The organism is Pseudomonas sp. SM4 (assembly GCF_051913165.1).
GTDB lineage: Bacteria > Pseudomonadota > Gammaproteobacteria > Pseudomonadales > Pseudomonadaceae > Aquipseudomonas.
Genome location: NZ_JBODOE010000018.1, coordinates 111,114 through 134,623, shown reverse-complemented (window position 1 = coordinate 134,623; position 23,510 = coordinate 111,114). Strand labels below are relative to the sequence as shown.

20 protein-coding genes are annotated in these 23,510 nt (G+C 60.4%); 6 read left to right on the top strand and 14 right to left on the bottom strand.

The genetic code is table 11. The annotated features are described in order from the left end of the window. Positions 1–322: 322 nt before the first annotated feature. The 7 genes from ACQ4MY_RS26775 to ACQ4MY_RS26745 form a co-directional block, all read right to left on the bottom strand. Positions 323–1,480 carry a glutathionylspermidine synthase family protein gene (locus ACQ4MY_RS26775; RefSeq protein WP_440097007.1) on the bottom strand — a complete coding sequence of 386 codons (1,158 nt, stop codon included), beginning with the start codon at positions 1,478–1,480 and terminating at the stop codon, positions 323–325. A gap of 2 nt (positions 1,481–1,482) precedes the next feature. Then, positions 1,483–2,172 (bottom strand): DUF1190 domain-containing protein, encoded by a 690-nt coding sequence (locus ACQ4MY_RS26770; RefSeq protein ID WP_440097006.1) that lies wholly within the window; start codon positions 2,170–2,172, stop codon positions 1,483–1,485. A gap of 17 nt (positions 2,173–2,189) precedes the next feature. Then, on the bottom strand, positions 2,190–2,615 hold the full coding sequence (locus ACQ4MY_RS26765; protein WP_158834188.1) for a DUF350 domain-containing protein: 426 nt from the start codon (positions 2,613–2,615) through the stop codon (positions 2,190–2,192). Positions 2,616–2,629: 14 nt separating this feature from the next. Next, positions 2,630–3,268: a DUF2491 family protein gene (locus ACQ4MY_RS26760; protein ID WP_008081894.1), complete on the bottom strand. Its 639-nt coding sequence runs from the start codon at positions 3,266–3,268 to the stop codon at positions 2,630–2,632. 164 nt (positions 3,269–3,432) lie between these two features. After that, positions 3,433–4,131: a PspA/IM30 family protein gene (locus ACQ4MY_RS26755; RefSeq protein WP_440097005.1), complete on the bottom strand. Its 699-nt coding sequence runs from the start codon at positions 4,129–4,131 to the stop codon at positions 3,433–3,435. A 17-nt stretch (positions 4,132–4,148) separates the two neighbouring features. Then, positions 4,149–4,730: a YjfI family protein gene (locus ACQ4MY_RS26750; protein ID WP_256677725.1), complete on the bottom strand. Its 582-nt coding sequence runs from the start codon at positions 4,728–4,730 to the stop codon at positions 4,149–4,151. 243 nt (positions 4,731–4,973) lie between these two features. Continuing rightward, entirely contained in the window at positions 4,974–5,528 is a 555-nt protein-coding gene (locus ACQ4MY_RS26745; protein WP_440097004.1) for a cysteine hydrolase family protein, read from the bottom strand. 101 nt (positions 5,529–5,629) lie between these two features. On the opposite strand from ACQ4MY_RS26745, the gene ACQ4MY_RS26740 reads away from it, so the two are divergent. The 3 genes from ACQ4MY_RS26740 to ACQ4MY_RS26730 all read left to right on the top strand — a co-directional run bounded on the left by ACQ4MY_RS26740 (position 5,630) and on the right by ACQ4MY_RS26730 (position 8,763). Next, entirely contained in the window at positions 5,630–6,610 is a 981-nt protein-coding gene (locus tag ACQ4MY_RS26740; RefSeq protein WP_440097003.1) for a GlxA family transcriptional regulator, read from the top strand. Between the two features lie 298 nt (positions 6,611–6,908). Beyond that, a complete protein-coding gene (locus ACQ4MY_RS26735) occupies positions 6,909–8,018 on the top strand; it encodes a DUF3182 family protein (protein ID WP_440097002.1) in 1,110 nt (369 codons plus the stop codon). Beyond that, a complete protein-coding gene (locus ACQ4MY_RS26730; protein ID WP_008081888.1) occupies positions 8,008–8,763 on the top strand; it encodes an alpha/beta hydrolase family protein in 756 nt (251 codons plus the stop codon). Before ACQ4MY_RS26735 ends, ACQ4MY_RS26730 begins: the two co-directional genes overlap by 11 nt. Positions 8,764–8,840: 77 nt before the next feature. Here the strand turns inward: ACQ4MY_RS26730 and ACQ4MY_RS26725 are convergent, their stop codons facing one another. Genes ACQ4MY_RS26725 through ACQ4MY_RS26710 form a run of 4 tightly spaced genes read right to left on the bottom strand, consistent with a single transcriptional unit; the run spans position 8,841 to position 12,818 of the window. After that, complete coding sequence (locus tag ACQ4MY_RS26725; protein ID WP_008081887.1) at positions 8,841–9,830, bottom strand: lysylphosphatidylglycerol synthase domain-containing protein; 990 nt, start codon at positions 9,828–9,830, stop codon at positions 8,841–8,843. Next, the gene (gene clsB, locus ACQ4MY_RS26720) at positions 9,827–11,101 is read right to left on the bottom strand and encodes a cardiolipin synthase ClsB (protein ID WP_440097001.1); all 1,275 of its coding nucleotides are present in this window, start codon (positions 11,099–11,101) and stop codon (positions 9,827–9,829) included. Before clsB ends, ACQ4MY_RS26725 begins: the two co-directional genes overlap by 4 nt. Then, complete coding sequence (locus ACQ4MY_RS26715) at positions 11,098–11,895, bottom strand: endonuclease/exonuclease/phosphatase family protein (protein WP_440097000.1); 798 nt, start codon at positions 11,893–11,895, stop codon at positions 11,098–11,100. The genes clsB and ACQ4MY_RS26715 overlap by 4 nt, the downstream gene beginning before the upstream one ends. Beyond that, positions 11,892–12,818, bottom strand: coding sequence for a DUF72 domain-containing protein (locus tag ACQ4MY_RS26710; protein WP_008081884.1), 927 nt, complete (start codon positions 12,816–12,818; stop codon positions 11,892–11,894). Before ACQ4MY_RS26710 ends, ACQ4MY_RS26715 begins: the two co-directional genes overlap by 4 nt. Before the next feature lie 298 nt (positions 12,819–13,116). Between ACQ4MY_RS26710 and ACQ4MY_RS26705 the strand changes: the two genes are divergently transcribed. Continuing rightward, positions 13,117–15,213 (top strand): mechanosensitive ion channel family protein, encoded by a 2,097-nt coding sequence (locus tag ACQ4MY_RS26705; RefSeq protein ID WP_440096999.1) that lies wholly within the window; start codon positions 13,117–13,119, stop codon positions 15,211–15,213. Between the two features lie 143 nt (positions 15,214–15,356). Here the strand turns inward: ACQ4MY_RS26705 and ACQ4MY_RS26700 are convergent, their stop codons facing one another. Beyond that, positions 15,357–19,643 carry a DEAD/DEAH box helicase gene (locus tag ACQ4MY_RS26700; RefSeq protein WP_440096998.1) on the bottom strand — a complete coding sequence of 1,429 codons (4,287 nt, stop codon included), beginning with the start codon at positions 19,641–19,643 and terminating at the stop codon, positions 15,357–15,359. 324 nt (positions 19,644–19,967) lie between these two features. Between ACQ4MY_RS26700 and ACQ4MY_RS26695 the strand changes: the two genes are divergently transcribed. Further along, entirely contained in the window at positions 19,968–20,852 is an 885-nt protein-coding gene (locus tag ACQ4MY_RS26695) for a sugar nucleotide-binding protein (RefSeq protein ID WP_045123148.1), read from the top strand. Next, positions 20,845–21,774, top strand: coding sequence for an NAD-dependent epimerase/dehydratase family protein (locus ACQ4MY_RS26690; protein WP_008081868.1), 930 nt, complete (start codon positions 20,845–20,847; stop codon positions 21,772–21,774). Before ACQ4MY_RS26695 ends, ACQ4MY_RS26690 begins: the two co-directional genes overlap by 8 nt. A 197-nt stretch (positions 21,775–21,971) precedes the next feature. Here the strand turns inward: ACQ4MY_RS26690 and ACQ4MY_RS26685 are convergent, their stop codons facing one another. Beyond that, a complete protein-coding gene (locus ACQ4MY_RS26685) occupies positions 21,972–22,670 on the bottom strand; it encodes an OmpW/AlkL family protein (protein ID WP_008081866.1) in 699 nt (232 codons plus the stop codon). Positions 22,671–22,980: 310 nt separating this feature from the next. Then, entirely contained in the window at positions 22,981–23,499 is a 519-nt protein-coding gene (locus ACQ4MY_RS26680) for a DUF3299 domain-containing protein (RefSeq protein WP_158834218.1), read from the bottom strand. Between the last annotated feature and the right edge of the window lie 11 nt (positions 23,500–23,510).

Below are 23,510 nucleotides of genomic sequence, written 5' to 3'. Positions count from 1 at the left end.
CTGATTGATATCGCTCAAGCGTTGATCCAGATGCGTTCTTTACATTTTTCAAAAAAAAACCATTGATGAATTAGCTATAGCCTCGAATTATAAGGGGTGCAGAGGGTTTTTGATCTATAATGATTATTGCTTATGGAAACTACCTTTTTGATTTGCTGTTGTAACCGCTGCAAATAAAAAGGCCCGTCGCTTATACGACGGGCCTTTTTTGTGCCTGCAGAACACGCGATCCCTGTAGGAGCTGCGACACGCTGCGATCTTTTGATCTTAAAAACAAAGGCAAAAGATCGCAGCGTGCCGCAGCTCCTACAGGGCGCGTGGTTCAGTCGAGGATCAGGTGCGGCAGAAAGCGGCTGGAGTCTTTGGTGATCAGGCTGTTGTCTTCGCGCACGCCAATCCCTGCCGCTTGATCGCCAATCACCCAGGAGCCAATCAGCGTGTAGCTGTCGCCAAATTTCGGCAACGGCGCAAATTCCTGCAGGATAAAGGGCGCATCCGTGTAGGGCCCGTCCTCTTTGACGATCAGGCCTTCAGCCGTCTGCAACTCAATGTTCGCACCTTCGCGGGAAAAGTATGGCTTGCGCACCCAGCCCTTGGGCACCGCACTGGCCGGGTTCGGATCGAGATGCGCCGCCAGCAGATTCGGATGGCCCTTGTGCATTTCCCACAGCAACGGCAATGCGCCTTTGTTCGACAGGATCGCCTTCCACGCCGGTTCGAAAAACTGCGTGTCGCACTCGGCAATCGCAGCGCCAAACGGTTCGTGGAAGATGAACTCCCAGGCATGCAGCTTGAACAGGTGCGGGATCCAGCGATCCTGCAGATCCACAAAGCGCCCCTCAGCCGTCAGGCCAATGTCTTCAATATCGATGTGCCGCGATTCGATGCCGACCTTTTCCGCGATCAGCCGCAGGTAATCCGTGGTGCCTTTGTCTTCGACCGAATCTTTCATCGAGGCAAAGTAGAACGGCCGCTTCAGTTGCAACTCGGCAAACGCCTGATGCAGTTTGGTATCGATGCTGTTGAACTGGTCGGCGTGAGGCGGCAGGGTCCCGCGTTCGATGCATTGTTCCAGCCAGCCCCATTGAAACGCCGCCGCTTCGTAAAGACTGGTGGGCGTGTCGTAGTTGAGCTCGAGCAATTTCGCCGGGCCGGTGCCGCTGTAGGAAAAGTCCATGCGCCCATACAGATGCGGATGACCTTCGCGCCAGGAGGTTCGGATCATGTCGTAGTACGGCGCCGGGATGCTCAGGCGATCCAGCAGTTCCTCGCTATTGACCACGCGGTCGACCAGATCCATGCACATCTCGTGCAGTTCGGTGGTCGGGTCTTCCAGATCGTTTTCGATCTGCGCGAGCGTGAACTGGTAATACGCGCTTTCGTCCCAGTAAGGCTCGTCGTCGATGGTGTGAAACATGAAACCGAGGCTCTCGGCAGTCTGTTTCCAGTCGGGGCGCTCGGCGCAATGGACCTTTTTCATGGTCAGCTGCTCGAACGACCGGAACTGCTGCCCCAGCCACCCCAGCCACTGCGTGCAGTGGACTGGCTTCCGAAGCCGCCACGGGAGGTCGACGCCGCGACATTCACCGGTTTGCTTTTCGTGCTCTCGTAATCCGGTTGGCTGCGCGGTGCGCTTTCGATTTTGCGGTACTGCGTCGAGGTGTCGTAGGTTTGCCGGGTGTCGCGATCGCGGTAAACCGTGCGATTGGCATTGTTGCTCATCGCGTTGCCGATCAGCCAACCGGTGAGCAAACCATTGTTCGAGCCGCTGGAGCTGTGCGAGGTGCTTTGCACATTTTGCGCCGCGGCCGCGTCGCCTGCGGGCATTTGCGCATCGGCGAGGGTATCGAGGTCCTGCGTTGCTTCAGCGTTTTGCGCAACCTTGAAGCCGCCAAGCTTGGGCACGAAACGGCCGGCGGAATTTTTCTGACACCAGCCGGCGGCGAAGTCCGCATCGCATTTGTCCTTGTCGTCGTACGCCGGGGCAATGCGCCGGTGTTCGGTCAGAGCGGCGACGTAGGCGTTCGAGCAGGCATCGGCGGCCACTTCGGCATCGATGCACTGTTCCACGCTCTGGAAACTGCGCGGCTGATCGACGGCGGCCACTTCGCCGGAGATGGCCAAGGCCACCGATGCGGCGAGGGACAACTGAACGTATTTGCTTCGTTTCATCTAAGGCTTCCTGCCGATCAGTTGGACGGTGTCATGCACGCGGCATTGAGCATGCCGACGCTGATCGCCACCGCTGCAACGTAGATGCCGGAAGCGACTTCACCGTTGGCGATGCGCTGGGACGTGCCTTTGAGCACCAGCCCGGTCGCGAGGAACGCCAGCAACTGCACGACAGCAGCAATCACGGCCCAGAGCACGAAATCGAGGACGTTCGCCGAAAAGGCGATGACATTGCTCGCCGGAATCGCGAAACCGATGATTGCGCCAGACAGCGCAATGGCGGCAGCGTTGTTGCCCGAGCGAATCAGCTCGAACTCCTTGTGCGGGGTCAGGCGGGTGTAGACGAATTGGAACAGCATGAACAGCACTACGGCGCCGAACAGGTAGACGATGAAGCCGACCAAAGCGGTCTTGTTCAGGGAAACGGCCAGCACTTCCAGCATGAAGAACTTCCTTTTTAGATGGTGCTCAAGTCAGTGGTGTACAGCGAAATGCCCAGCGAAGTGCTCAGGCTGACGGTGCCTTCTTCGTCCTGTTCGACGGAGAACAGCAGCAATTCACGGCGATCGGTCAAGCCGGTTTCACGCGCATAGAGCATCGAGCGATGTTCGACGGTGTAGCTCTCGTCGGGATTGGCCACGTGCTCGGTCAGCGGTACCAGTTCGGTCTGGCCTTGTTCAGTGCCCCATTCGCGGGTGTACTCGACACCTTCGTGGGTATACGTCGGCAGGCCGATTGCGCTGTTGGCGCCGGCCAGGCGCTGCAGTTCAGCGTCACTGTTGACGGTGACATAGCTGAGGTAATTGAACAGGATCACCGATTCGATCTGATCGTCACCGGTGACGTGGATCTGTACCCAGAAATCCTCGTCGTTGGTGTAATAGCGGTGCAGTTTGTTGGACTGGCCGAGGTCGACCCAGCCGGCGCTCCAGATTGCCTGATCGACAGGCACCCTTACCGAGCTCGAACCGTCGAGCAACAGCGCCAAGGTCGAATCGAACCTGAGGCCTTTGCCCTGAGCCATCCCGAGCGGGCCGATGGCAACGGTTGGCGTTGGCGCCGCGTGGCTGCCCAGCAAATCTTTGAACCATCCCATGGGTACATTCCTTGAAGCGGGTGGAGGTATTCGTCGGCAAAAAAGCGCGGCTAGTGTACCGGCCCAGCCCTCATGTAGGAGCTGCCGAAGGCTGCGATCTTTTGATTTTGTCTTTTGAGATCAAGATCAAAAGATCGCAGCCTGCGGCAGCTCCTACATGGGTGTTATTGGGCGGACTTTTGCTTCAGACGCTCGAGAATCGCATTGGCGCTGCCTTCGTTCGGGGTGATGCCGGCGTCGCGCAGTTTGCGATCCAGATCGTTGCCGCTCGAGGCGTCGGCCAGTTCGTCCGCCGCGCTCAGCTCCGCAGCGCGTTGCTGTTGCTTGGCTTGCAGACGGTTCAGCGTGCCCACTGCGGTTTCCAGTTTGCCGTTGGCACCGCCGCTGGCGATCGAGGCGCTGACCTGCGCTTTCTGCACGCTTTCACGGGCCTTGGCCATGTCCACTTGCTGGCGCAGGCTCTTGATCCGCGCTTCCGCCTTGTTGATGTCCTTGCGCATGTTGTCGGCGTAGGTGCCGAACTCGTCGCTTTGTTTTTTCTCGGTGTCCAGATCGTTGGTCAGGGTCGAAATCGCTTCCGCCACTTCCAGTGCCAGGTCTTCACGGCCGGCGTTGAGGGCCGCGACAGCCTTGGCTTCGAGATCCTTGATCTTGGCGTCGTACTCGCTCACGCGGTCGGCGGCCAGTTTGTGCTTGGCCATGATGGTGACCAGCTCACGACGGGCGTTCGACAGCGCGGTGTCGGCGTCGCGGATTTCCTGATCGAGAATACGCAGGGCTTGCTGGTCGACGATGGCTTCGCCGACTTCATTGGCACCGCCGCGCAGTGCGGTGAACAATTTGCTCCAGATGGACTGAGTCATTGGATTTTCCCTGTGGATTACTTGAAGAAGTGTTCGAAGGCTTCGCTCGCGCGCTGCACGTTGTCGACCAGGGTTTTCACCTCGGTGACCACGTTGGTCAGGCTCGAGTCGGCGCTGAGGGCGCCAAACATGTTGTAAACGGTCTGGCCGTTCGGCATCGACTCGATCCCGATCGACGACAGCGGGAACATTTCCCGGCTGCGCAGCACGGCGTCGTTGAAGGCGTGCACGTCAGAGATCGAGTCGATGTCCACCAGCACGGTGTCGACGATGATCTGCGCGCCGGCCAGGGCGATGTGAATCGGCAGGCCGCCGAATTCGTTCATTTCCAGCTTGATGCTGGGTTCGGAGCTCTGGATCAGCGACAGCGTGATCTCTTGCGAAGCCACCTCGTCCAGGGCCTTGAGGGCGTTGAAGAGGCTATCGATGTTCCAGTTGTTGCCTGCGCTCATGTAATTCTCCGACATGAATGAGCCAGCCAGAATCGGTTGGCGTAGCTGTTGCTCCATCTGCTTGAGCAAGCTTCGGTTTTCCGGAAGCACCCAAGTTTCGTGTTTCACATAACCGGCGGCCGCCAGGCCCGCGCGCATCTGCTTCATATAGAAGCTCGACGGTTTTTTCGCGGACGCTTTCGAGTGCTCTCCCTTTGGACGCTCTGACTTCGTTGTGGGCGAGCGGCTTTTCATGGCACTGACTCCGTTATGACCCTCTCACGCGTGAGCCACACTACAACCAAATCAAATGGCCATCAATGACTCACGCGTGAGATTTTCATGACAGCCAAAAAGAAGGCCCGCAGCGAGGCGGGCCTGAGTGTTTACGAGGTATTGCCGTGCGCTCAATCAGCTCTGGGCGCTGATGAATTCATCGGTGGAGACTACGCTGGCGTAGGCAAAACCAAGTGCCGACATGAACGCCGCATGGACGTGCGCCGCCGGCACGGTCAGGCCGTTGAACTGCAGATCGCGGCTGGCGCAGGCATCGTGAATCACCGTCACGCTGTAGCCCAGATCGGCCGCTGCGCGGGTGATGCCGTCGACGCACATGTGGCTCATGCTGCCGACCACCACCAGCTCCTTGATGCCTTGTTCATCAAGGATCGCTTGCAGTTCGGTTTCGCGAAACGAATTGACGAAATGCTTGAGCACTACCGGTTCGTCGGCGCGATTGAGCACTTTCGGGTGCAGCTTGGCACCCTCCGAACCCGGGGTGAAAAACGGCGCATCGGGCGAGGTGAATTCGTGGCGGATATGGACCACTGAATCGCCTGCTGTGCGGAACGTTTCGATCAGTCGTGCGGCGTTGCACGCAGCGGCGTCGGCGCCGGCCAGCGGCCATTTGCCTTGAGGGAAGTAGTCATTCTGGATATCGACTACGATGAGCGCTTGCTTGGCCATGGTGGTGTCCTCGACAGGTTGGCTGGAAGTGGCCTCAGTATTGGCGCTGGTCAGCGACTCGGGGATTGGCCGCACCGACAATAGACAGGGGAAAACTGACAATGGGCGCAGAAAAAGCCGCCATCGCGGAACTCGGCGTGCTGATTTATCCCGGTGCGCAGATGGCGGCGGTGCATGGCTTGACCGATCTGTTCGGGGTGGCCAACCGGATTGCCGCTGAACATCAGGCGGCGCAATTGCCGGTACTGCGGGTCAGCCATTGGCAGGTCGACGGTGATCAACCGCCGGCGCGGGTCTTTGACAGTCATCCCGATACCGAAAGTGAGCTGCTGGCGGTGTTGATTCCGCCGTCAATTGCCGGCTTCAACGCCGCGCAAATGCCGGCCAGCCTCGCGCAATGGTTGCGCGATCAACATGCCCGTGGCGCGACGCTGGGTGGCGTCTGCGTCGGTTCGCTGATGTTGGCGGAAAGCGGTTTGCTCGATGGCCGGAGCGCCACCACCCACTGGACATCAGCCAAGGCGTTCGCCGAGCAATACCCGAAGATCAAATTGAAAGCCGATACGCCAATCGTCGATGACGGCGACCTGATTACCACCGCTGGCTTGATGGCTTGGTCGGAGCTGGGGTTGCGCCTCGTCGACAGGTTGCTCGGGCCGAGCATTGCCTCCGGCACGGCACGGTTTCTGGTGATCGAACACAGCGACAGCGCCAGTGAGTGCGGGAGCAATTTTGCGCCGATTCTGAATCATGGCGATGCAGCTATTCTCAAGGTCCAGCACTGGTTGCAAAGCACTGGCGCGACGGATGTTTCATTGACGGCGATGGCGCAGCGGGCGGGGCTTGAGGAACGTACGTTCCTGCGCAGGTTTCGCGCGGCGAGCGGGTTGAAACCGACCGAGTATTGCCAGCATTTGCGCGTCGGCAAGGCCCGCGAGATGCTCGAATTCAGCAATGGCACCATCGACCATATTGCGTGGACGGTCGGGTATCAGGACCCTGGCGCGTTCCGGGCGATTTTCAAGAAAATCACCGGGCTGGCGCCGAGTAATTACCGGGCGCGATTCGGTTTGATGCGTTAGTCCAGACACTGCATTATCCTGTGGGAGCGGGCTTGCCCGCGATTGGGTCTTTCAGTTCATACGTCGGTGACTGAGCCACCGCTATCGCTGGCAAGCCAGCTCCCACAAGGTTCTCCATGGGTTGGAGAATCGTGCAAATTGCCGAGGTTTTATCGAGCGTCGTGCAGATTGAAGCAGGCGTGGTGCCAGTATGATTTTGCTAAGTTTTTGATTAGCCACAGATTTTCGCAGAGCGGCCGTTGGCCTGATCTCTGCACCCTTCACCGTTACAGTCATCGAACCGATGGAAGGGGGACGCATGACCCCGACACCCCGCAGGAAAATCGTCGTCGCCCACTCGGTGCGGTCCGACGCGCCGAAACACGAAGTGCAGACCAACAAGGCCCTGGCCCGTTGGCTGGCGCAGATCCTCGGGCTTAAATTCGGTGGTAGTTACGACCCGGAAAAACACCGCGGTCGGGACCTCTACCTGTTGCCCACACAAACCATCGTCGGCGCTACCCACGCTCATGAATTGGGCATCAGGGGGCCGGAGGATTTGTGGGGCGGTTTTGTCGAGCACGATTTCATCTGCACCAAAGCCATCAGTCACGGTTTGCGCAGTCACCTGGCCCATGCGCCGCAAGGATGGTCTCCGCTGTTTTCCGAGCGAGTGCGCAACGTGGTGCTCGATGGGCTCAGTGTGTTTTCCCTGGCGGATGCCCGGCCAGCCGCCGAACACCTGTTGTACAACGGGCCGATCCGTTTGAAACCGATTCACGCCTGTGCCGGCCGTGGTCAGGAAGTGATCCAAAGCCTCGATGCTTTCGACGAAATCCTCGCTCGCCCCGACAGCGCAGAACAGTTCAGCGACGGCGTAGTGCTGGAACAGGACTTGAGCGACGTCATCACTCACAGCGTCGGACAGACGTTCATCGGCGATAAAGTCCTGAGTTACTGCGGTGATCAATACTTGACCAAGGACGCCCACGGCGAAGACGTTTACGGCGGCTCGAATTTGTTGGTCGTGCAGGGCGGTTACGATGATTTGCTGGCGCTTGAGCTGCCCGATGATGTGCGGTTGGCCATCGAGCAGGCGCAGGTTTTCGACCGCGCCGCCGATGAAGCCTATCCACGCTTTTACGCCTCGCGCCGCAATTACGACATCGCCCAAGGGCTGGACAGCGACGGCAAAACCCGCAGCGGTGTACTCGAACAATCCTGGCGCATGGGCGGCGCCAGCAGCGCTGAGGTCGCGGCGCTGCAAAGCTTCATCAACGACCCGGGGATGCGCGCGATTCGTGTGTCGTCGGTGGAAACCTATATCGATCAGCCGCTGCCGGCGGACGCCATCGAGGTGTATCGCGGCCCGGCCGAGAACAGTGAATTTCTCCTTAAATACGTAACGGTCAAATCCTATGACGGCTAGAAGCGAAAGCATTCAAATCGACATTGATGATGAACAGATGAGCGGGACATTTCTCAGTCCCAAATCGAAAGTCCCAGGGGTGTTGTTTGTTCACGGATGGGGCGGTAGTCAGGAGCGTGACCTTGAGCGAGCCAAAGGCATCGCCGGGCTCGGTTGTGTGTGTTTGACTTTCGATTTGCGCGGGCACACTGGCGGTACCGGGATTCCGCTGACCCGTGTCACCCGCGAAGATAATTTGCGCGATTTGCTCGCGGCCTACGACCGCTTGCTTGCGCATCCGGCACTCGACACGTCGGCAATCGCCGTGGTGGGCACCAGTTATGGCGGTTATCTGGCGGCAATCCTGACGTCTTTGCGCCCGGTGCGCTGGCTGGCGCTGCGGGTGCCGGCGCTGTATCGCGACGAGCAGTGGCACACGCCCAAGCGGGAGCTGGATAAAGCGGATTTGCGCGATTATCGAAGTACGCTGGTGCGCGCCGACAGCAACCGAGCGCTGCATGCGTGTTCGCAGTTCACCGGGGATGTGTTGCTGGTGGAATCGGAAACTGACGACTACGTACCGCACGCAGCGATCATGAGTTACCGCGCGGCGTGCCAGCAGACGCATTCGTTGACGCACCGGATCATTGATGGTGCCGATCACGCGTTGAGCGAGCCGGTGTCGCAGCAGGCGTATACATCGATTCTGGTGGACTGGATTACCGAGATGGTGGTGGGCGAACGGTTGAGCATTATTCAATCTTGAAGAGCAAAGGATCGCAGCCTTCGGCAGCTCCTACATCAATCTCGGTAGGAGCTGCCGAAGGCTGCGATCTTTTGATCTTAATGCCTCGGTTTCTTCTCTATTCGCAGCGCCTTGGCCTTTGCCTCAACCAGCAAATACATCACCAGCGTGATCAACAACGGCAACAGAAAATAAATCGCCCGATACGCCAACAAACCCGCCACCAGACTGCCCCGTGAAGCCTCATGTTGCAGCAGCGCGACAAACACCGCCTCCAACACCCCAAGCCCCGCCGGAATATGCGTGATCACCCCGGCAATCGCACTGATCAACAACACGCCAAGTACCAACGGATAGTCGAGCTTGCCCGGCAACAAGGTGAAAATCACCGCCGCCATCAGCGACCAGTTCAGCGCCCCCAGCAACAGTTGCAGCACCGCCATACGCAGCGACGGCAGATTGATTTCCACGCCACGAATCGACCACTCACGCCGTTTCGAAAACTGGCACGCGGCGAGATAACCCGCGCTGACCAGCAGCAACAAAATCCCGATGCCCTGCAACGCGCCGCTGCTGACTTTCCACCCCGGCGGCATGCTCACCAGACCACTGCTGAACACCACTCCGGCAATGGTCATGTAGCCAAACCAGTTGGTCGCCAGGCTCAGCCCGAGAATCTTGGCGATGTTGCCTTTGCTTACGCCCAGCCGCGAGTAGAGCCTGTAACGCATGGCAATGCCGCCGACCCACGCGCTGAGGTTGAGGTTGAACGCATAACTGATGATCCCCACCGGCAGGATCTGTTTCCAGGTCAAATCCTGACGAATGTAGGTGCGGCCGATCAGGTCGAAACTGGCGTACACCAGAAAACTCAGCAACGTCAGGCTGGCGGCGATAATCAGCGTGCGCACCTTGAAGTCAGCAAGGGTTTGCAGCACTTCGGCCCATTCGATTCGCGTGGCGAACATCGTCAGCAACACGATCAGTGCGAGGAAAAACAACACGGTCAGCGGGCGTTTCCATCGGCTCCATTTCGAGTGGGTCGCGGGCGCCGAATGGCCGCTCGGGTGCGCTTCGGTATGGCTCATGAGCGGTCACCTCGAAACGGCTTGAGTCGTGGTTTGTGCGCTGGCAGCCAACCGGCCATCGCCGGGAAATGCCGCAGAAAGTGGAACACCAGAAAGCCGACGGTCATGTGCCAGATGCGCCCGCGTGGCGACTTGCTCGCGTCCATGGCTTTGCAGTGATTCTGGCTGAGGTCTTCGAGGCGCTCGAACAAGTGCTGGTTGAACGCGCGGTCGCGAATCAGCACGTTGGCTTCAAGGTTCAGCGACAGGCTCAGCGGGTCGAGATTGCTCGAACCGACGGTGCTCCATTCGTCATCGACCAGCGCGACTTTGCCGTGCAGCGGGCGCTGGCAATATTCGTGAATCTGCACGCCAGCCTTGAGCAAATAATCGTAGGTCATGCGCGCGGCAAGTTTGGCCACCAGCATGTCCGGCTGGCCTTGCAGGATCAGCCGCACATCGACGCCACGCCGCGCGGCGTTGCGTATTTCGCGCAGCAAGCGGTAACCGGGGAAGAAGTAGGCGTTGGCGATCACCACCCGACGTTTGGCGCGGCGCAACACCTGCAAATAGACGTCTTCGATATCGGTGCTGTGTTGATCGTTGTCGCGGAATACCAGACGCACCTGGCCGTCGTGGTCTTCGAAGGCCATCTCCGCGCGCCGCTGGCGCCGGCGTTGCCACCAGAACCGCGCACGGCCCGGCCGACCACTTTGCAGAAGGGCGAAATGATGGATGTCGGCGACCACCGGGCCTCGAACTTCCACCGAATAATCCTGCTTGGCCTCAGGGCCGAAATCGGCGAGGTGATCACCGGAAAAGTTGATCCCGCCAATGAACGCAATCAGGCCGTCGACCACGACGATCTTGCGGTGCAGGCGACGAAACCAGTTAGTCCGGATGCCCAAGTGCTTGGGCGCCGGGTCGAAGATCTGCAAATGCACACCGGCCTCGCTCAGCGCGGCGAGGTAGCCGGTGCTCAACTCGCCACAGCCGAAGCCGTCGAGGCTGACGGTGGTGCGCACGCCGCGCTTCGCTGCATCAATCAGAATCTCCTGCAGTTCGGCGCCGACCTTGTCTTCGAAGACGATGAAAGTCTCCAGCAGGATTTCGCTTTTCGCCGCGCGCATCGCCTCGAACACGCGGGGGAAATATTCCTCGCCGTTCTCCAGCAATTGCACACGGTTGCCACCCTGCCAGCGGTACTCGACGTCGACCTGGCCGGGCTCGCGTATCGGCGGGTTGATGCTGATGGGTTCCACGGCGGATTTCTCCAGCGGCGCGCTGTTCATAGTTCGATCTCCACCGATAACGGTGCGTGGTCGGAAAGGTGAGACCAGGGCCGGTTGGCGAGGACTTTCGGCTGGCTGGTTTTGAGGTTGCGTACATAAATTCGGTCGAGGCGCAGCGTCGGCAGGCGTGCGGGGAAACTGCGCGCCGGTTTGCCATGGTGCTCGGCAAAGACTTCGCGCAGGCCACAAGGTTTGAGCAACGCATCGGCGCGTTGGCGCCAGTCATTGAAGTCGCCGGCGACGATCACCGGGGCGTCATCTGGCAGTTCGGCAAGGCGTTCGCCGAGCAGCTTCAGCTGAGCGTTGCGATGACTTTCACGCAGGCCCAGATGCACGCAGATCGCATGGATCTCGACACCGTCGCCGGGCAGGCGCAGCACGCAGTGCAGCAAGCCGCGGTTCTCGTGGCCGCTGATCGATACGTCGAGATTGTCGTGGCGGATGATCTGGAATTTCGACAGCAACGCATTGCCGTGATCGCCGTCCGGGTACACCGCGTTGCGCCCGTAGGCGAACTGCGGCCAGAGGCTGTCGGCGAGGAATTCGTACTGTGGCATCGTCGGCCAGTTGCTGTAACGCTTGGGATGGTGTTCGTGAGTGCCGTGGACTTCCTGCAGGAACACCACGTCGGCCGCCACGCTGCGCACCGCTTCGCGCAATTCCGGAAGAATGAAGCGCCGATTCAGTGCGGTAAAACCCTTGTGGGTGTTGACCGTCAGCACGGTGAATGTGCGCACCGACGGCGCGGCGACCGAGCCTTCATCGGTGAAGCCGACCGGTTCTGGAATACTCATGCCAGCACTCCTTCGCCAGCGGGTTCGCCGGGGGTGGTGGCGAGGTCTTTATCCAGTTCGAAACGATGCAGCAGATCGCGGGCGTCGTACGGCGCGCGGACTTTGATGTCGTTGTCGAAATAGCAGAACACTTCGCGGGATTTGCGTGCGCGTGGCTTCAAGCGTGGCGCGATCAGGTGGGCATCCTTCGGTTGCTCGCCGTGGTGCCAAGCGTCGATGCGCTCGGCCCAACGCTTGAGGGCCGGCGCGGTATAGCCGCTGGCGTAAAGCTCTTCGGCACCGTGCAGGCGCAGATAGACGAAGTCGCTTGTGAGGTCTTCGCGATACGGCCATTTATCGGCAGTGTCGGCGATCACCAGTGCGGTGTTGTAGCGCTTCAACAGCCGTACGAAATCGGGATCAAGGAAGCTGTCGTTGCGGATTTCCACCGCGTGGCGCAGCGGCTTTTTGCGCCAGGCTTTCATGCTCGCGTGGCCGTGCAGGTGGGAGTCGTGTTGGTGGGCGAGGGCGGCAGCCGCTTCGGTGTCATGGGGCAATAGCGCGAGAAAGTGCTCGAAACGCTCGGGCTCGAATTTGAAGTTCGGCGGAAATTGCCAAAGGATCGGCCCGAGTTTCTCTTTGAGTTGCAGAATCCCCGAGGCAAAGAAATTCGCCAAGGGTTTTTCGATATCGCGCAGACGGCGGATATGGGTGATGAAGCGCGGCGCTTTGACGCTGAAGACGAAGTCGTCGGGTGTTTCGGCGTACCACTGCGCATAGCGTTCGGGTCGTTGCAGGGCGTAGAACGAACCATTGATTTCGATGCTGTTGACCGCCCTCGACGCGAATTGCAATTCGCGCTTTTGCGCCAGTCCCTTTGGGTAGAAGTCCCCGCGCCACGGTTCGTAGCGCCAGCCGGAAATACCGATGTGAATCGTCGCCATGCCACCCTCCCGTTGAAAGCCCTCGTGTTGCCGCTGTCTTTTGATGACTGCGCACGGTTCGGGAAAGTTTCGATGGCATTACCGACGGTCGCTCCTTGATCGTACCCACGCTCCGCGTGGGTACGCCTCAATGGACGCTCCGCGTCCGCTGTTGGGACGCGTAGCGTCCCGGGCTGCATTCCCACGCAGAGCGTGGGAACGATCAGTGCCCGAGGCGGTGCTCTGTGAGGGGGCTCTTGAACTTGCCGCACAAAAATCGATCAGTTCCTTACAGGTTCAGCCACGGGAGATCGGAGTTTTGAGCAAGTTCAGGATCGCCATTCTGCTGGGAGCACTGCTGTTTCTAGGCACCAACGAACTGGAGGCCGCCGCACTGCCGGGCGTTCCCGCCGCCACCGAGGAGGCGGCAAAGCCTGAGCCCATCGTGCAGGGCGGTCTGCTCGGTGCGATCAGTTCGAGCATCGACGACGTCCAAGACAAACTCGACATCAACGAACATCTGGTCGATGCCTGGCGCCTGCGCGCCGACCGTGCGGCCGATGAAGTCGACAGGCTGGTCAACCAGCCGTCAAACCGCTCGGGTTGGAGCGTCGCTGGGGATTTTCTCACCTTGTCCGGCGTCTGGCTCGGCAGTTTTGCGCTGCTGACTGTACTCGGCGGTCTGCTGGCCAACCGCTTGCGCCAAGGCCGCTGGCTACGCACCCGGCAGCGCAGCCAGGACCTGATCGGCTACCTGCTGCCGTACACGGTGCCGGCGCTGATCTGCCTGCCGCTGACCCTTTACGTCAGCCACTTTCTGCAGGCCTCGGTGGGGCGTGCGCTGGCGCTGTGCCTGGCCTACGCCACCAGCAGCGGCATCTTTTCCACGTCGATGTTGCTATGCGTAGTGGTGATGTTCAACGTTGGCCACAAGCGCCCGGCGGCGCGCATCATCCGTGATTACTGCCCAAAACCATTGTTCCTGATCGGCTTTCTCGCGGCCCTCAGCGATGCGCTGACCAGTCCGCAGATTGCCCGTCAACTGGGCGGCAATATCACCAGCAGTGTCGCGGTGTTTACCGGGCTGATTGCTTCGGTGATTTTCGGTCTGTTGGTGATTCGCCTGCGTCGCCCGGTGGCGCATCTGATCCGTAATCGCCCGCTGAGCCAACGGCTGAAACAACCCTCAATGCAGGAGTCGCTGCGGATTTTTTCCGGGCTGTGGTATTGGCCGATTGTGCTGATGGTGCTGGTCTCGGCAGTGAACCTGATCGGCATCGGCGAGGACAATCAAAAAGCCCTGCGCTGCGCGTTGTTCACTACGGTGTTGCTGATCGGCACGGTGTTTCTCAGCACGATCCTGCAGCACGTGTTCAAGTCGCGAAAAGCCGAAGCGATCCAGCGCAGCAGCGCTTACAAGGAACGCTTTCTCAGCCTGTTGCATGCGTTGCTGCGGATCGTCATCGCGATTGCCTTCATCGACATTCTCGGGCGGATCTGGGGTGTGTCGCTGCTCGATTTCGCCCAGAGCAGCACGGTCGGGCGAGCAATCAGTAACGCGCTGAGCAGCATTGGCCTGATCTTCCTGGTGACGTGGCTGTTGTGGGTGGTGCTCGACACGGCGATTCAGGAAGCGCTGAAACCACCGGTCAGCAAACGCGCGGCGCGCCAGCCGAGCACGCGGGTGAAAACCATCCTGCCGCTGTTGCGCAACGCGATCAAAATCATCCTCGTGGTGATCTGCGCGATCACCACCATGGCCAATCTGGGGATCAATGTGGCGCCGCTGCTGGCGGGTGCCGGTGTGGTCGGTCTGGCCATCGGTTTCGGTTCGCAGCAATTGGTGCAGGACGTGATCACCGGGCTGTTCATCATCATCGAAGACACCTTGTCGATTGGCGATTGGGTGGTGCTTGATTCCGGGCATGCCGGCACGGTCGAAGGGCTGACCATCCGCACCCTGCGGTTGCGTGATGGCAAAGGCTTTGTGCACTCGGTGCCGTTCGGCCAGATCAAAGCGGTGACCAACCAATCGCGGCAATTTGCCTATGCGTTTTTCTCGGTGCAGTTCACCTATGACACGGATGTCGATAAAGCCATCGAGCTGATCCGCGAGACCGGCGATTCGATCCGTGAAGATCCGTTCCTCAAGTACAACCTGCAAGGGCCGCTGGACGTGTTTGGCGTGGATCGGATGGATTTGAACGGTGTGGTGCTGACGGCGCAATTCCGCACGGTGTCGGGCGGGCAATATGCGGTGAGCCGAGCGTTCAATCAGCGTTTGAAGAAGCTTGTGGATAACACCGAGACGGTGCATTTCGCGCAGACTTATCCACAGCAGGTTTTGTTGCCGAAGCGGCAGGTGCACGAGGGAGAGGTGGTTGCGACTGAGGTGCCGCAGGAGTCGCGGACTTAACCGGTTGATTTTTTGGTGTTAGTGCTAGCCTCATCGCTGGCAAGCCAGCTCCCACAGTGATTTGGGGTGTGCCTTCTATTCCAGCGTCACCCAAAACCCTGTGGGAGCTGGCTTGCCAGCGATGAGGCCGAGGCAGCCAAACCTCAATGCCGGATCAGCTTGCCGCGCACCTGCTCCATAGAGATCGGATCCAGCTCCAGCCAGAACTGCGGCTTGCCGGCAATCTCCGCCGCCGCCGGCAACCCATCACGATACACCAACCGATTACTCACCAACGCCGGCACCTTCACCCCCGGCAACAACGTCCCGGCCAGGTTCAACGGATCCACTCCGCACACCGCCACCAGACTGCCGTCATGCGGCCGCCGCCGTACCTCGCGCAACAGTGGAATGGCTTCGGGCAAGGCAAACTGTTCCCCCGCCAAACCACTGACAAACCGTCCACCACGAATCTCGCCGCGTGCTTCCAGTCGATGAAAGGTGCGCAGCAATTCCCGCCAACTCGGCAACCAATCCGCCTCACGTTCGAGCAGGCGCCAGAACACTACGCCGTAACGTCGCAACAACGTCATCGCGACATGCTCCAGCGTCTCGCTGTTATCCACCGCCGTCCCGCGCCGCAACAACGCCCAACGCCCGGCATCGTCCATGCCACCGACAAACGCGCCGCGTCCACGCCGACTGCTGCGCTGCTGGCGCTTGCTCGCCGGGGTGATCAGCGCACGCAGGCCGGCGAAGCTGTCGGCGTTTACCAGGCCGGCACCGACCAGCTCCTGCAAGGCGATTTCCAGCTCGGTGCGCAGCAGGTGCGCTTCATGAATCAGCTCATCGAAAAACAGCGCACCGTGCTGACTCAAGGCTTCAAACACTTTCTGGGTTTTCGGCGACAGTTCGCTCACCGGCGTCTGTTCCGCCAGCGCACTCCAAAGGCCGACCTGACTGCGCGGCAGCAACACGATCGGCGTGCTGCGCAACGCCGTGCCGCTGACTTTTTGCCGGGCACTGAGGCGTGTCCACACCAGTTTACCGTTACGGCACAGGTCATCCAGCCAGCTCGGCGAATAATCCTTGAGACGCGCCGGAAGAATATCGCTGTCCCACGCCGAGGCCGCTGCCGCGTAGCCTTCGAACTGACCGACAATCGACGGCAACACCGCACTGCCTTGGCCACGAGTCGAGGGCGAAAGATGCTGCCAGTCGAACAGAAAGCGCATGAAATCCTGCAACGCCACCGGTTCGATTTCCCGGCGCAGACGCTTGACCGTGTAGCGATGAATACGCGCGAGCAGATGCCGTTCGCACCATTCCTCGATGTTCAGTTTCGGCGTGAACTGGCCGCGCAGCACGTAGCCTTCACGCTCCAGTTGGGCGAGGGCCTGATTGACTTGAGCGGTTGGCAGCGCGAGCGGTTCAGCTATGGCGGGTAACGGCAGTGGGCCGAACCCACCGAGGCGCGCGCGGATTACTTCGACCAGCGCCTCATCGAATGTCCAGACCTCATCGAATCCCGGCAACGCCTCCAGCTCAGGTTGCACTTTGGCCTGTGGATAAAGAGCTTGCAGGGAGGTCAGGCGTTCGCGGGCCAGCCACAAACAATGTTCGGGATCGACCTGCAATCGGCAGGCGCGACCGCTGCCGGCCAACGTTTCCAGCCATCCACGCCAGCCTTCGTTCGCTCGCACTTCAGCCTCGCTGATGCACGCCAGACTCATCAACGCCTCGTGCATTTCATCCACAGCATTCGGCGACGGCCAGGCTTCTTCGCGTACAGCGTTAATCGCGTCCGCATCCAGCGCACCGAGGTCGTCGGTCGATTGCGGATCGCTCCAGCGCCGGTTGATCACCGCTTGGGTGCGACGTTCTTCCAACGGCGCGTCGTCAAGAAAGGTGTAAGGCCGAGCACTGAGAATTTCCGCCGCGAGCGGTGAGGGCGCCGGCAAATCGCGGCTGATCAAACGCACCTCGCCACGCTCCATGCGTCGCAGCAGATTGAGCCAGCCTTCGCAGTCCATCGCCTCGTGCAGGCAGTCGTCTAGGGTTTGCTCGATCAACGGATGCTCAGGAATTTCGCGTTCGCCAGCTAGATTTTCCAGGCAGGCGATCTGATCGGGAAACACGCTGGCAATCAGGTCTTCGCTTTTCATCCGCTGCAACTGCGGCGCGACTTTGCGGCCGCCGGTAAAACGCGGCAATGCCAGCGCCACGCCGGCATTCCAGCGCCAGCGCACGCCGAACAGCGGCGCATCGAGCACCGCTTGAATCAGCGTGTGCTCGGCGTTGTTGCTGTGCAGGTAGCGCCAGATCTCATCCAGTTCAAAGCTGTGGCTGGTGGACAGCGACAGCACGATCGCATCTTCGCTGGCGGCCGCCTGCAATTCGAAGTTGAAGGTGCGGCAGAAACGCTTGCGCAGGGCCAAACCCCAGGCGCGGTTGATGCGGCTGCCGAACGGCGAATGGATGATCAGTTGCGTGCCGCCGGACTCGTCGAAAAATCGCTCCATCAACAGCGTGTCCTGCGAGGGCAGGGCGCCGAGGGTTTGCCGGGCGCGGGCGAGGTATTCGACCAATTGCTCGGCGCTGGCGAGGTTGAGGCCGAGGGTCTGCGTCAGCCAGTCGAGCGCCGGTTGCAGGTCGCCGGGGCTGGCGCCGAGCAACGCGTCGAGTTGCGCTTGCAGGCGCGCCACGGCGAACGACAATTCATCGCTGCGCCCCGGTGCTTCGCCGAGCCAGAACGGTATGGTCGGTGGCTGGCCGTGGGCATCCTCGACCCGCACTTTGCCGGTTTCCACACGGAGGATGCGGTAGGAGGTATTGCCGAGCTGGAACACATCGCCGGCAATGCTTTCCACCGCGAAGTCTTCGTTGACGCTGCCGATGTTCAGGCCCTGAGGCTCGAGCATCACGCTGTAATCGGCGTTGTCGGGGATGGTGCCGCCGCTGGTCACGGCAGCGAGTTTCGCACCACGGCGGCCACGCAAGGTGCGGCTGACGGCGTCGCGGTGCAGGTAGGCGCTGCGGATGCCTTGGCGACCGTTGTAGCCTTCGGCGAGCATGCTCAGCAGGGCCTGATAGTGTTTTTCGTCGAGATCGCGATAGGGCGAGGCTTGGCGGAATATCGCCAGCAAGGCGTCTTCTGACCACTCCTGACAGCTGACCTCGGCGATGATCTGCTGCGCCAAAACATCCAGCGGCGCGACGGGGATGTGCAGGGTATCGAGTTCGCCACGGCGCACGCAGTCGAGCAGGGCGGCGCATTCAATCAAGTCATCGCGGGTGGTGGCGAACAAACGGCCCTTGGGCGTGCCGCCGACCTGGTGTCCGGAACGGCCGACTCTTTGCAGAAACCCGGCGATGGAGCGCGGTGAAGCGATTTGACAGACCAGATCGACTTCACCGATATCGATGCCCAGTTCCAGCGAAGCGGTGGCGATCAGCACCTGTAACTCGCCACGCTTGAGGCGTTGTTCGGCGTCGAGGCGAAACTCCTTGGCCAGGCTGCCGTGGTGCGCCGCCACTGCGTGCTTGCCGAGGCGTTCGCTGAGGTGTCGGCTCAGGCGTTCGGCCAGGCGTCGGGTGTTGACGAAAATCAGCGTGGTGCGGTGCTCGCGGGCCAGTTCGGCGAGGCGGTCGTAGACCAGTTCCCAGACGTCATTGGCCATGACGGCCGACAACGGCACGGGCGGAACTTCGATACCCAGATCCCGTGGCCGGGCGTGGCCGATGTCGATGATTTCGCAGGGGCGATCATGGCCGACGAGGAATTGCGCTACGGCTTCGACCGGTTTCTGGGTGGCGGAGAGGCCGATGCGCGTCAGCGGTTCGGCGCACAGCGCTTGCAGGCGCTCAAGGCTCAAGGCCAGGTGACTGCCGCGTTTGCCGGCGGCCATGGCGTGGATTTCATCGATGATCACCGTGCGCGTGGTGCCGAGCATTTTTCGTCCGGATTCCGAGCCGAGCAGCACGTAGAGCGACTCCGGCGTGGTCACCAGAATGTGCGGCGCGGTCTTGCGCATGGCGGCGCGTTCTTTTTGCGGGGTGTCGCCGGTGCGCACGGCGGTGGTGATGTGGACTTCCGGCAGGTTCATCTGCCGCAGCTGTTCGGTGATCCCCGCCAATGGGTTTTGCAGGTTGATGCGAATGTCGTTGGACAGGGCTTTGAGCGGCGAGACATACACGACGAGCGTTTCGTCGGGCAAACCGTCGGGGTTTTCCAGGCCACGGTGGACGAGGTCGTCGAGCACGGCGAGAAAGGCTGTGAGGGTTTTGCCCGAGCCGGTGGGCGCGGCGATCAAAGTCGAGCGGCGCTGACGGATCAACGGCCAGGCGCGGGCCTGGGCGGCCGTGACCGTCGGGAAGGTCTTGCGGAACCAGGCGCTGACGGCAGGGTGAAAGCCTGCCAGAGCGCTGTCGGCGGGGAGGGGCAGATTCATGGTTTAAGTTATGCGGTCGCAAGGGGGAAGATGCAAGTACCGCTCAGGATCTTCAGCGTCTGCCAGGGCCTCATCGCTGGCAAGCCAGCTCCCACAAGGATTGCGGGGGTTCACAGAATTTGTGGTCAGCACTGGACCCTGTGGGAGCTGGCTTGCCAGCGATGGGGCCAGTGGCCATGACACAAATCCCGGGGATGTACACTTTACGGATGACGGTTGCGCACTAAACCCGCAAAATGCAACGATTCCGGCAATTATCGGCGACGCTTCCACAAGATCTGTCGCTAAAGCCATCGTTCCAACCAGACTGGGCCTGCTGACTCTATGCGAATGCGCCTTATGTTACTGGGCGGCGGAAATGCCCTTGGGCAGGCGCTGATTCGCCTCGGTGCAGAGGAAGACATCGGTTTCCTCGCCCCCCGCCCGCCCGAAAATGGCTGGGATGCCGCGAGCCTGACCCAATTGCTCGACGACACCCGTCCCGATGCGTTGATCAACCTCGCCTACTATTTCGACTGGTTCCAGGCCGAGGCCGTCAGCGAAACCCGGATGGCCGGGCAAGAGCGCGCGATCGAGCGTCTGGCCGAACTGTGCCAGCATCACAACATCGTACTCGTGCAGCCCTCCAGCTATCGAGTGTTCGATGGCTCGCGTGCGACCGCCTACAGCGAAAAAGACGAACCGGTGCCATTGGGCCTGCGCGGTCAGGCACTGTGGCGCATTGAGCAGAGCGTTCGCGCGACCTGCCCGCAGCATGTGTTGCTGCGTTTTGGCTGGCTGCTCGATGACAGCGCCGACGGCACCCTCGGGCGTTTCCTCGCCCGTGCCGAGCAACCGGAAGAATTGCTCCTGGCCGATGACCGCCGTGGCAATCCGACCCCGGTCGACGACGCTGCCCGGGTGATCATTTCGGTGCTCAAGCAACTCGATTGCGCCGCGCCGCTGTGGGGCACTTATCACTACGCCGGCCACGAGGCGACCACACCGTTGGCGCTGGGTCAGGCGATTCTGACCGAAGCGCGCAGCCTGCACGCCCTGGCCATCGAAGCGCCGACCGCCCAGGCTCACGCCGCGCGTCCGGACGCTGCCGAGGAACCGCAACACGCGGTGCTGGCCTGCAAGAAAATTCTGCACACATTCGGGATCAAACCGCGCGCCTGGCGTGCCGCGCTCCCGGCTTTACTGGATAGGTTTTATCGTCATGGCTGAAGGCCCAGTTTTAATCACCGGCGGCGCCGGTTTCATCGGCTCGCACTTGACCGATGCCTTGCTTGCCAAGGGCCATTCGGTGCGCATTCTCGATGACCTGTCGACCGGCAAACGCGCCAATCTGCCGCTGGACAATCCCAAGGTCGAACTGATCGTTGGCGATGTCGCCGATGCCGCACTGGTCGCTCAGGCGATGCAAGGTTGCAGCGCGGTGGCGCACTTGGCCGCGGTGGCCTCGGTGCAGGCCTCAGTGGACGATCCGGTGAAGACCCACCAGAGCAATTTCATCGGCACGCTGAATGTCTGCGAGGCCATGCGTCAGGCTGGGGTCAAACGTGTGCTGTTTGCCTCCAGCGCGGCGGTGTATGGCAACAACGGCGAAGGCGCATCGATTGACGAAGACACGCCGAAAGCGCCGCTGACGCCGTACGCCTCGGACAAACTGGCCGGTGAGCATTACTTCGATTTCTATCGTCGCCAGCACGGTCTGGAGCCGGCGATTTTTCGCTTCTTCAACATTTTCGGCCCACGCCAGGATCCGTCCTCGCCGTACTCCGGGGTCATCAGCATCTTCAGCGAACGCGCGCAGAAAGGGTTGCCGATCACCGTGTTTGGTGATGGTGAGCAGACGCGGGATTTCCTCTATGTCGAGGATCTGGTCGATGTGCTGGTGCAGGCGATTGAAAAGCCTGAGGTAGAAGTGGGTGCGGTGAATGTTGGCTGGAATCAGTCGATGAATCTCAAGCAGATGCTCGCAGCCCTGCAAACGGTAGTCGGCGAGTTGCCGCCGATCAGCTACGGCCCGGCGCGCTCCGGTGACATCCGTCATTCGCGGGCGAACAATCAACGCTTGCTGCAGCGTTTCAAGCTGCCAGCGCAGACGCCGATGAACGTCGGTCTGGCGCGGTTGCTCGGCAAATAAGCGTTTCGCAGACATGAAAAAGGCGCCTTTTGACAGGCGCCTTTTTCACGGCCGGAATTTACTGCTCTCCGTTGTGGCGAGGGGATTTGACGAATCGTCGCACCGCCCCGATCAACTGCTCAGCAGTTGCCTCAGATTCAAGTCTGCCCACCACCAAGCCTCATCCACCACCACGTGAACGTTCAGTAAAAATCAGCTTAGAACTTGTAGCCCAGACCCACCATGTACACAAACGGATCGACATCAACATTCACCTTGGCGCGAGTGCCCGGAGCCACCGCGTTGTTCTCGACCGTCGCGCGAGTATCGATGTCGATGTAACGCACTTGGGCGTTGAGCATGATGTTGTCGGTCAGCATGTAGTCAGCACCGACCTGCCAGGCCAGACCCCAGGAATTTTTCGCCTTGAAGTTGCTGAAACCGTTCGACTGCGCTTCGCTGCCGACGTGTTCGTCGTAGATCCAGGTGTAGTTGATGCCGCCGCCGACGTACGGCTGAAAGGCCGACTTCGAATCCAGCGGGTAGTAGACAACGCTGAGGGTTGGCGGCAGGTGTTTCAGGGTGCCGAGTTTGCCGTTGGCCGCGGGCAGGGCGGTGCCCTTGAGCTTCACGTCGTGTTCGAACGGCGAGGCCGCCAGCAACTCGATACCGATGTTGTTGGTGACCATGTAGGCGAAGTTCAGACCCAGTTGGGTGTCGCTGCTCATGGTCGCCTTGCCGCCCAGATTGGTGCCGCTCAACGGACCCTGATCGACCTTGACGCTGGAACTGTCTGCCTTCGGATTGACGGTGATTGCACCGGCGCGAACGATGATGTCACCGGCATCGTGGGCGTGGGCGAGCGGGGCTGCGAGCGCGAGGGCAAACAGCGAAGCGCTGAGCAAGGACTTGTTCATGGGGGCTCCAAAGGACGTTAAAAATTTCTGATGTCCTATGGTACGAAGCCAACTGATACGGTCTTTTGACTCAGCTCAATGAAACAGTGAAGTCCGCAAAAGATCGCAGCCTTCGGCAGCTCCTACAGAGAAACATGATCCCCTGTAGGAGCTGCCGAAGGCTGCGATCTTTTGATCTTGAACTACCGGGATTTACTCCGGCAGCAACCTTTGCGGCCCCATCGCGAGCAGGCTCACTCCTACATTGGAATGCGTTCACCTGTAGGAGCTGCCGAAGGCTGCGATCTTTTGATCTTGAAACTACCGGCGTTTACTCCGGCAGCTCATACACATAAATCTTGTCCGCCTCCATCTGATACCCGGCATCCGCCAGCTCGCTGCTCGACGCCTTGACCTGCAACGGCCCCTCGATCCAGTACGGCTGATACAGCTCGTCGAGCTTCACGCCCAACTCGCTTTTCACATGCACGATCTGGTTCGACGGCGGTGGCGGCACATGAATGCACGCGCCGAAATACGGCACCAGCAAGAAGTCCGTGGTACGCCCCTCTTCATTGACTTCCAGCGGCACGATGTAACCCGGCAGTCGAATAGTCTGACCGTCGAGCGACTGCACCACCGGCGCATTCGGCATGTCCTGCTTCGCCGCTGGCGCGGATTCGGCAGACAGCGCATCGCCCATCTTCGACAGGTCGTGCAGCGGGGTCATGTTCGGCACTTCCGGGGCGGCGTCCGGCGGGATCATTTCCGACCACGTCAGGTCTTTCGGCGCCGCGGCCCATACGGGCAAGGCGACCAGCAACAGTAGCGCAAGCAAGGCGCGGGGCATGGTGAACATCC

Coding starts and splice junctions, on each gene's coding strand:
- ACQ4MY_RS26775 (WP_440097007.1), bottom strand. CDS start 1,480: ATGAAAAAGGTCCATTGCGCCGAGCGCCCCGACTGGAAACAGACTGCC.
- ACQ4MY_RS26770 (WP_440097006.1), bottom strand. CDS start 2,172: ATGAAACGAAGCAAATACGTTCAGTTGTCCCTCGCCGCATCGGTGGCC.
- ACQ4MY_RS26765 (WP_158834188.1), bottom strand. CDS start 2,615: ATGCTGGAAGTGCTGGCCGTTTCCCTGAACAAGACCGCTTTGGTCGGC.
- ACQ4MY_RS26760 (WP_008081894.1), bottom strand. CDS start 3,268: ATGGGATGGTTCAAAGATTTGCTGGGCAGCCACGCGGCGCCAACGCCA.
- ACQ4MY_RS26755 (WP_440097005.1), bottom strand. CDS start 4,131: ATGACTCAGTCCATCTGGAGCAAATTGTTCACCGCACTGCGCGGCGGT.
- ACQ4MY_RS26750 (WP_256677725.1), bottom strand. CDS start 4,730: ATGAAGCAGATGCGCGCGGGCCTGGCGGCCGCCGGTTATGTGAAACAC.
- ACQ4MY_RS26745 (WP_440097004.1), bottom strand. CDS start 5,528: ATGGCCAAGCAAGCGCTCATCGTAGTCGATATCCAGAATGACTACTTC.
- ACQ4MY_RS26740 (WP_440097003.1), top strand. CDS start 5,630: ATGGGCGCAGAAAAAGCCGCCATCGCGGAACTCGGCGTGCTGATTTAT.
- ACQ4MY_RS26735 (WP_440097002.1), top strand. CDS start 6,909: ATGACCCCGACACCCCGCAGGAAAATCGTCGTCGCCCACTCGGTGCGG.
- ACQ4MY_RS26730 (WP_008081888.1), top strand. CDS start 8,008: ATGACGGCTAGAAGCGAAAGCATTCAAATCGACATTGATGATGAACAG.
- ACQ4MY_RS26725 (WP_008081887.1), bottom strand. CDS start 9,830: ATGAGCCATACCGAAGCGCACCCGAGCGGCCATTCGGCGCCCGCGACC.
- clsB (WP_440097001.1), bottom strand. CDS start 11,101: ATGAACAGCGCGCCGCTGGAGAAATCCGCCGTGGAACCCATCAGCATC.
- ACQ4MY_RS26715 (WP_440097000.1), bottom strand. CDS start 11,895: ATGAGTATTCCAGAACCGGTCGGCTTCACCGATGAAGGCTCGGTCGCC.
- ACQ4MY_RS26710 (WP_008081884.1), bottom strand. CDS start 12,818: ATGGCGACGATTCACATCGGTATTTCCGGCTGGCGCTACGAACCGTGG.
- ACQ4MY_RS26700 (WP_440096998.1), bottom strand. CDS start 19,643: ATGAATCTGCCCCTCCCCGCCGACAGCGCTCTGGCAGGCTTTCACCCT.
- ACQ4MY_RS26695 (WP_045123148.1), top strand. CDS start 19,968: ATGCGAATGCGCCTTATGTTACTGGGCGGCGGAAATGCCCTTGGGCAG.
- ACQ4MY_RS26690 (WP_008081868.1), top strand. CDS start 20,845: ATGGCTGAAGGCCCAGTTTTAATCACCGGCGGCGCCGGTTTCATCGGC.
- ACQ4MY_RS26685 (WP_008081866.1), bottom strand. CDS start 22,670: ATGAACAAGTCCTTGCTCAGCGCTTCGCTGTTTGCCCTCGCGCTCGCA.
- ACQ4MY_RS26680 (WP_158834218.1), bottom strand. CDS start 23,499: ATGCCCCGCGCCTTGCTTGCGCTACTGTTGCTGGTCGCCTTGCCCGTA.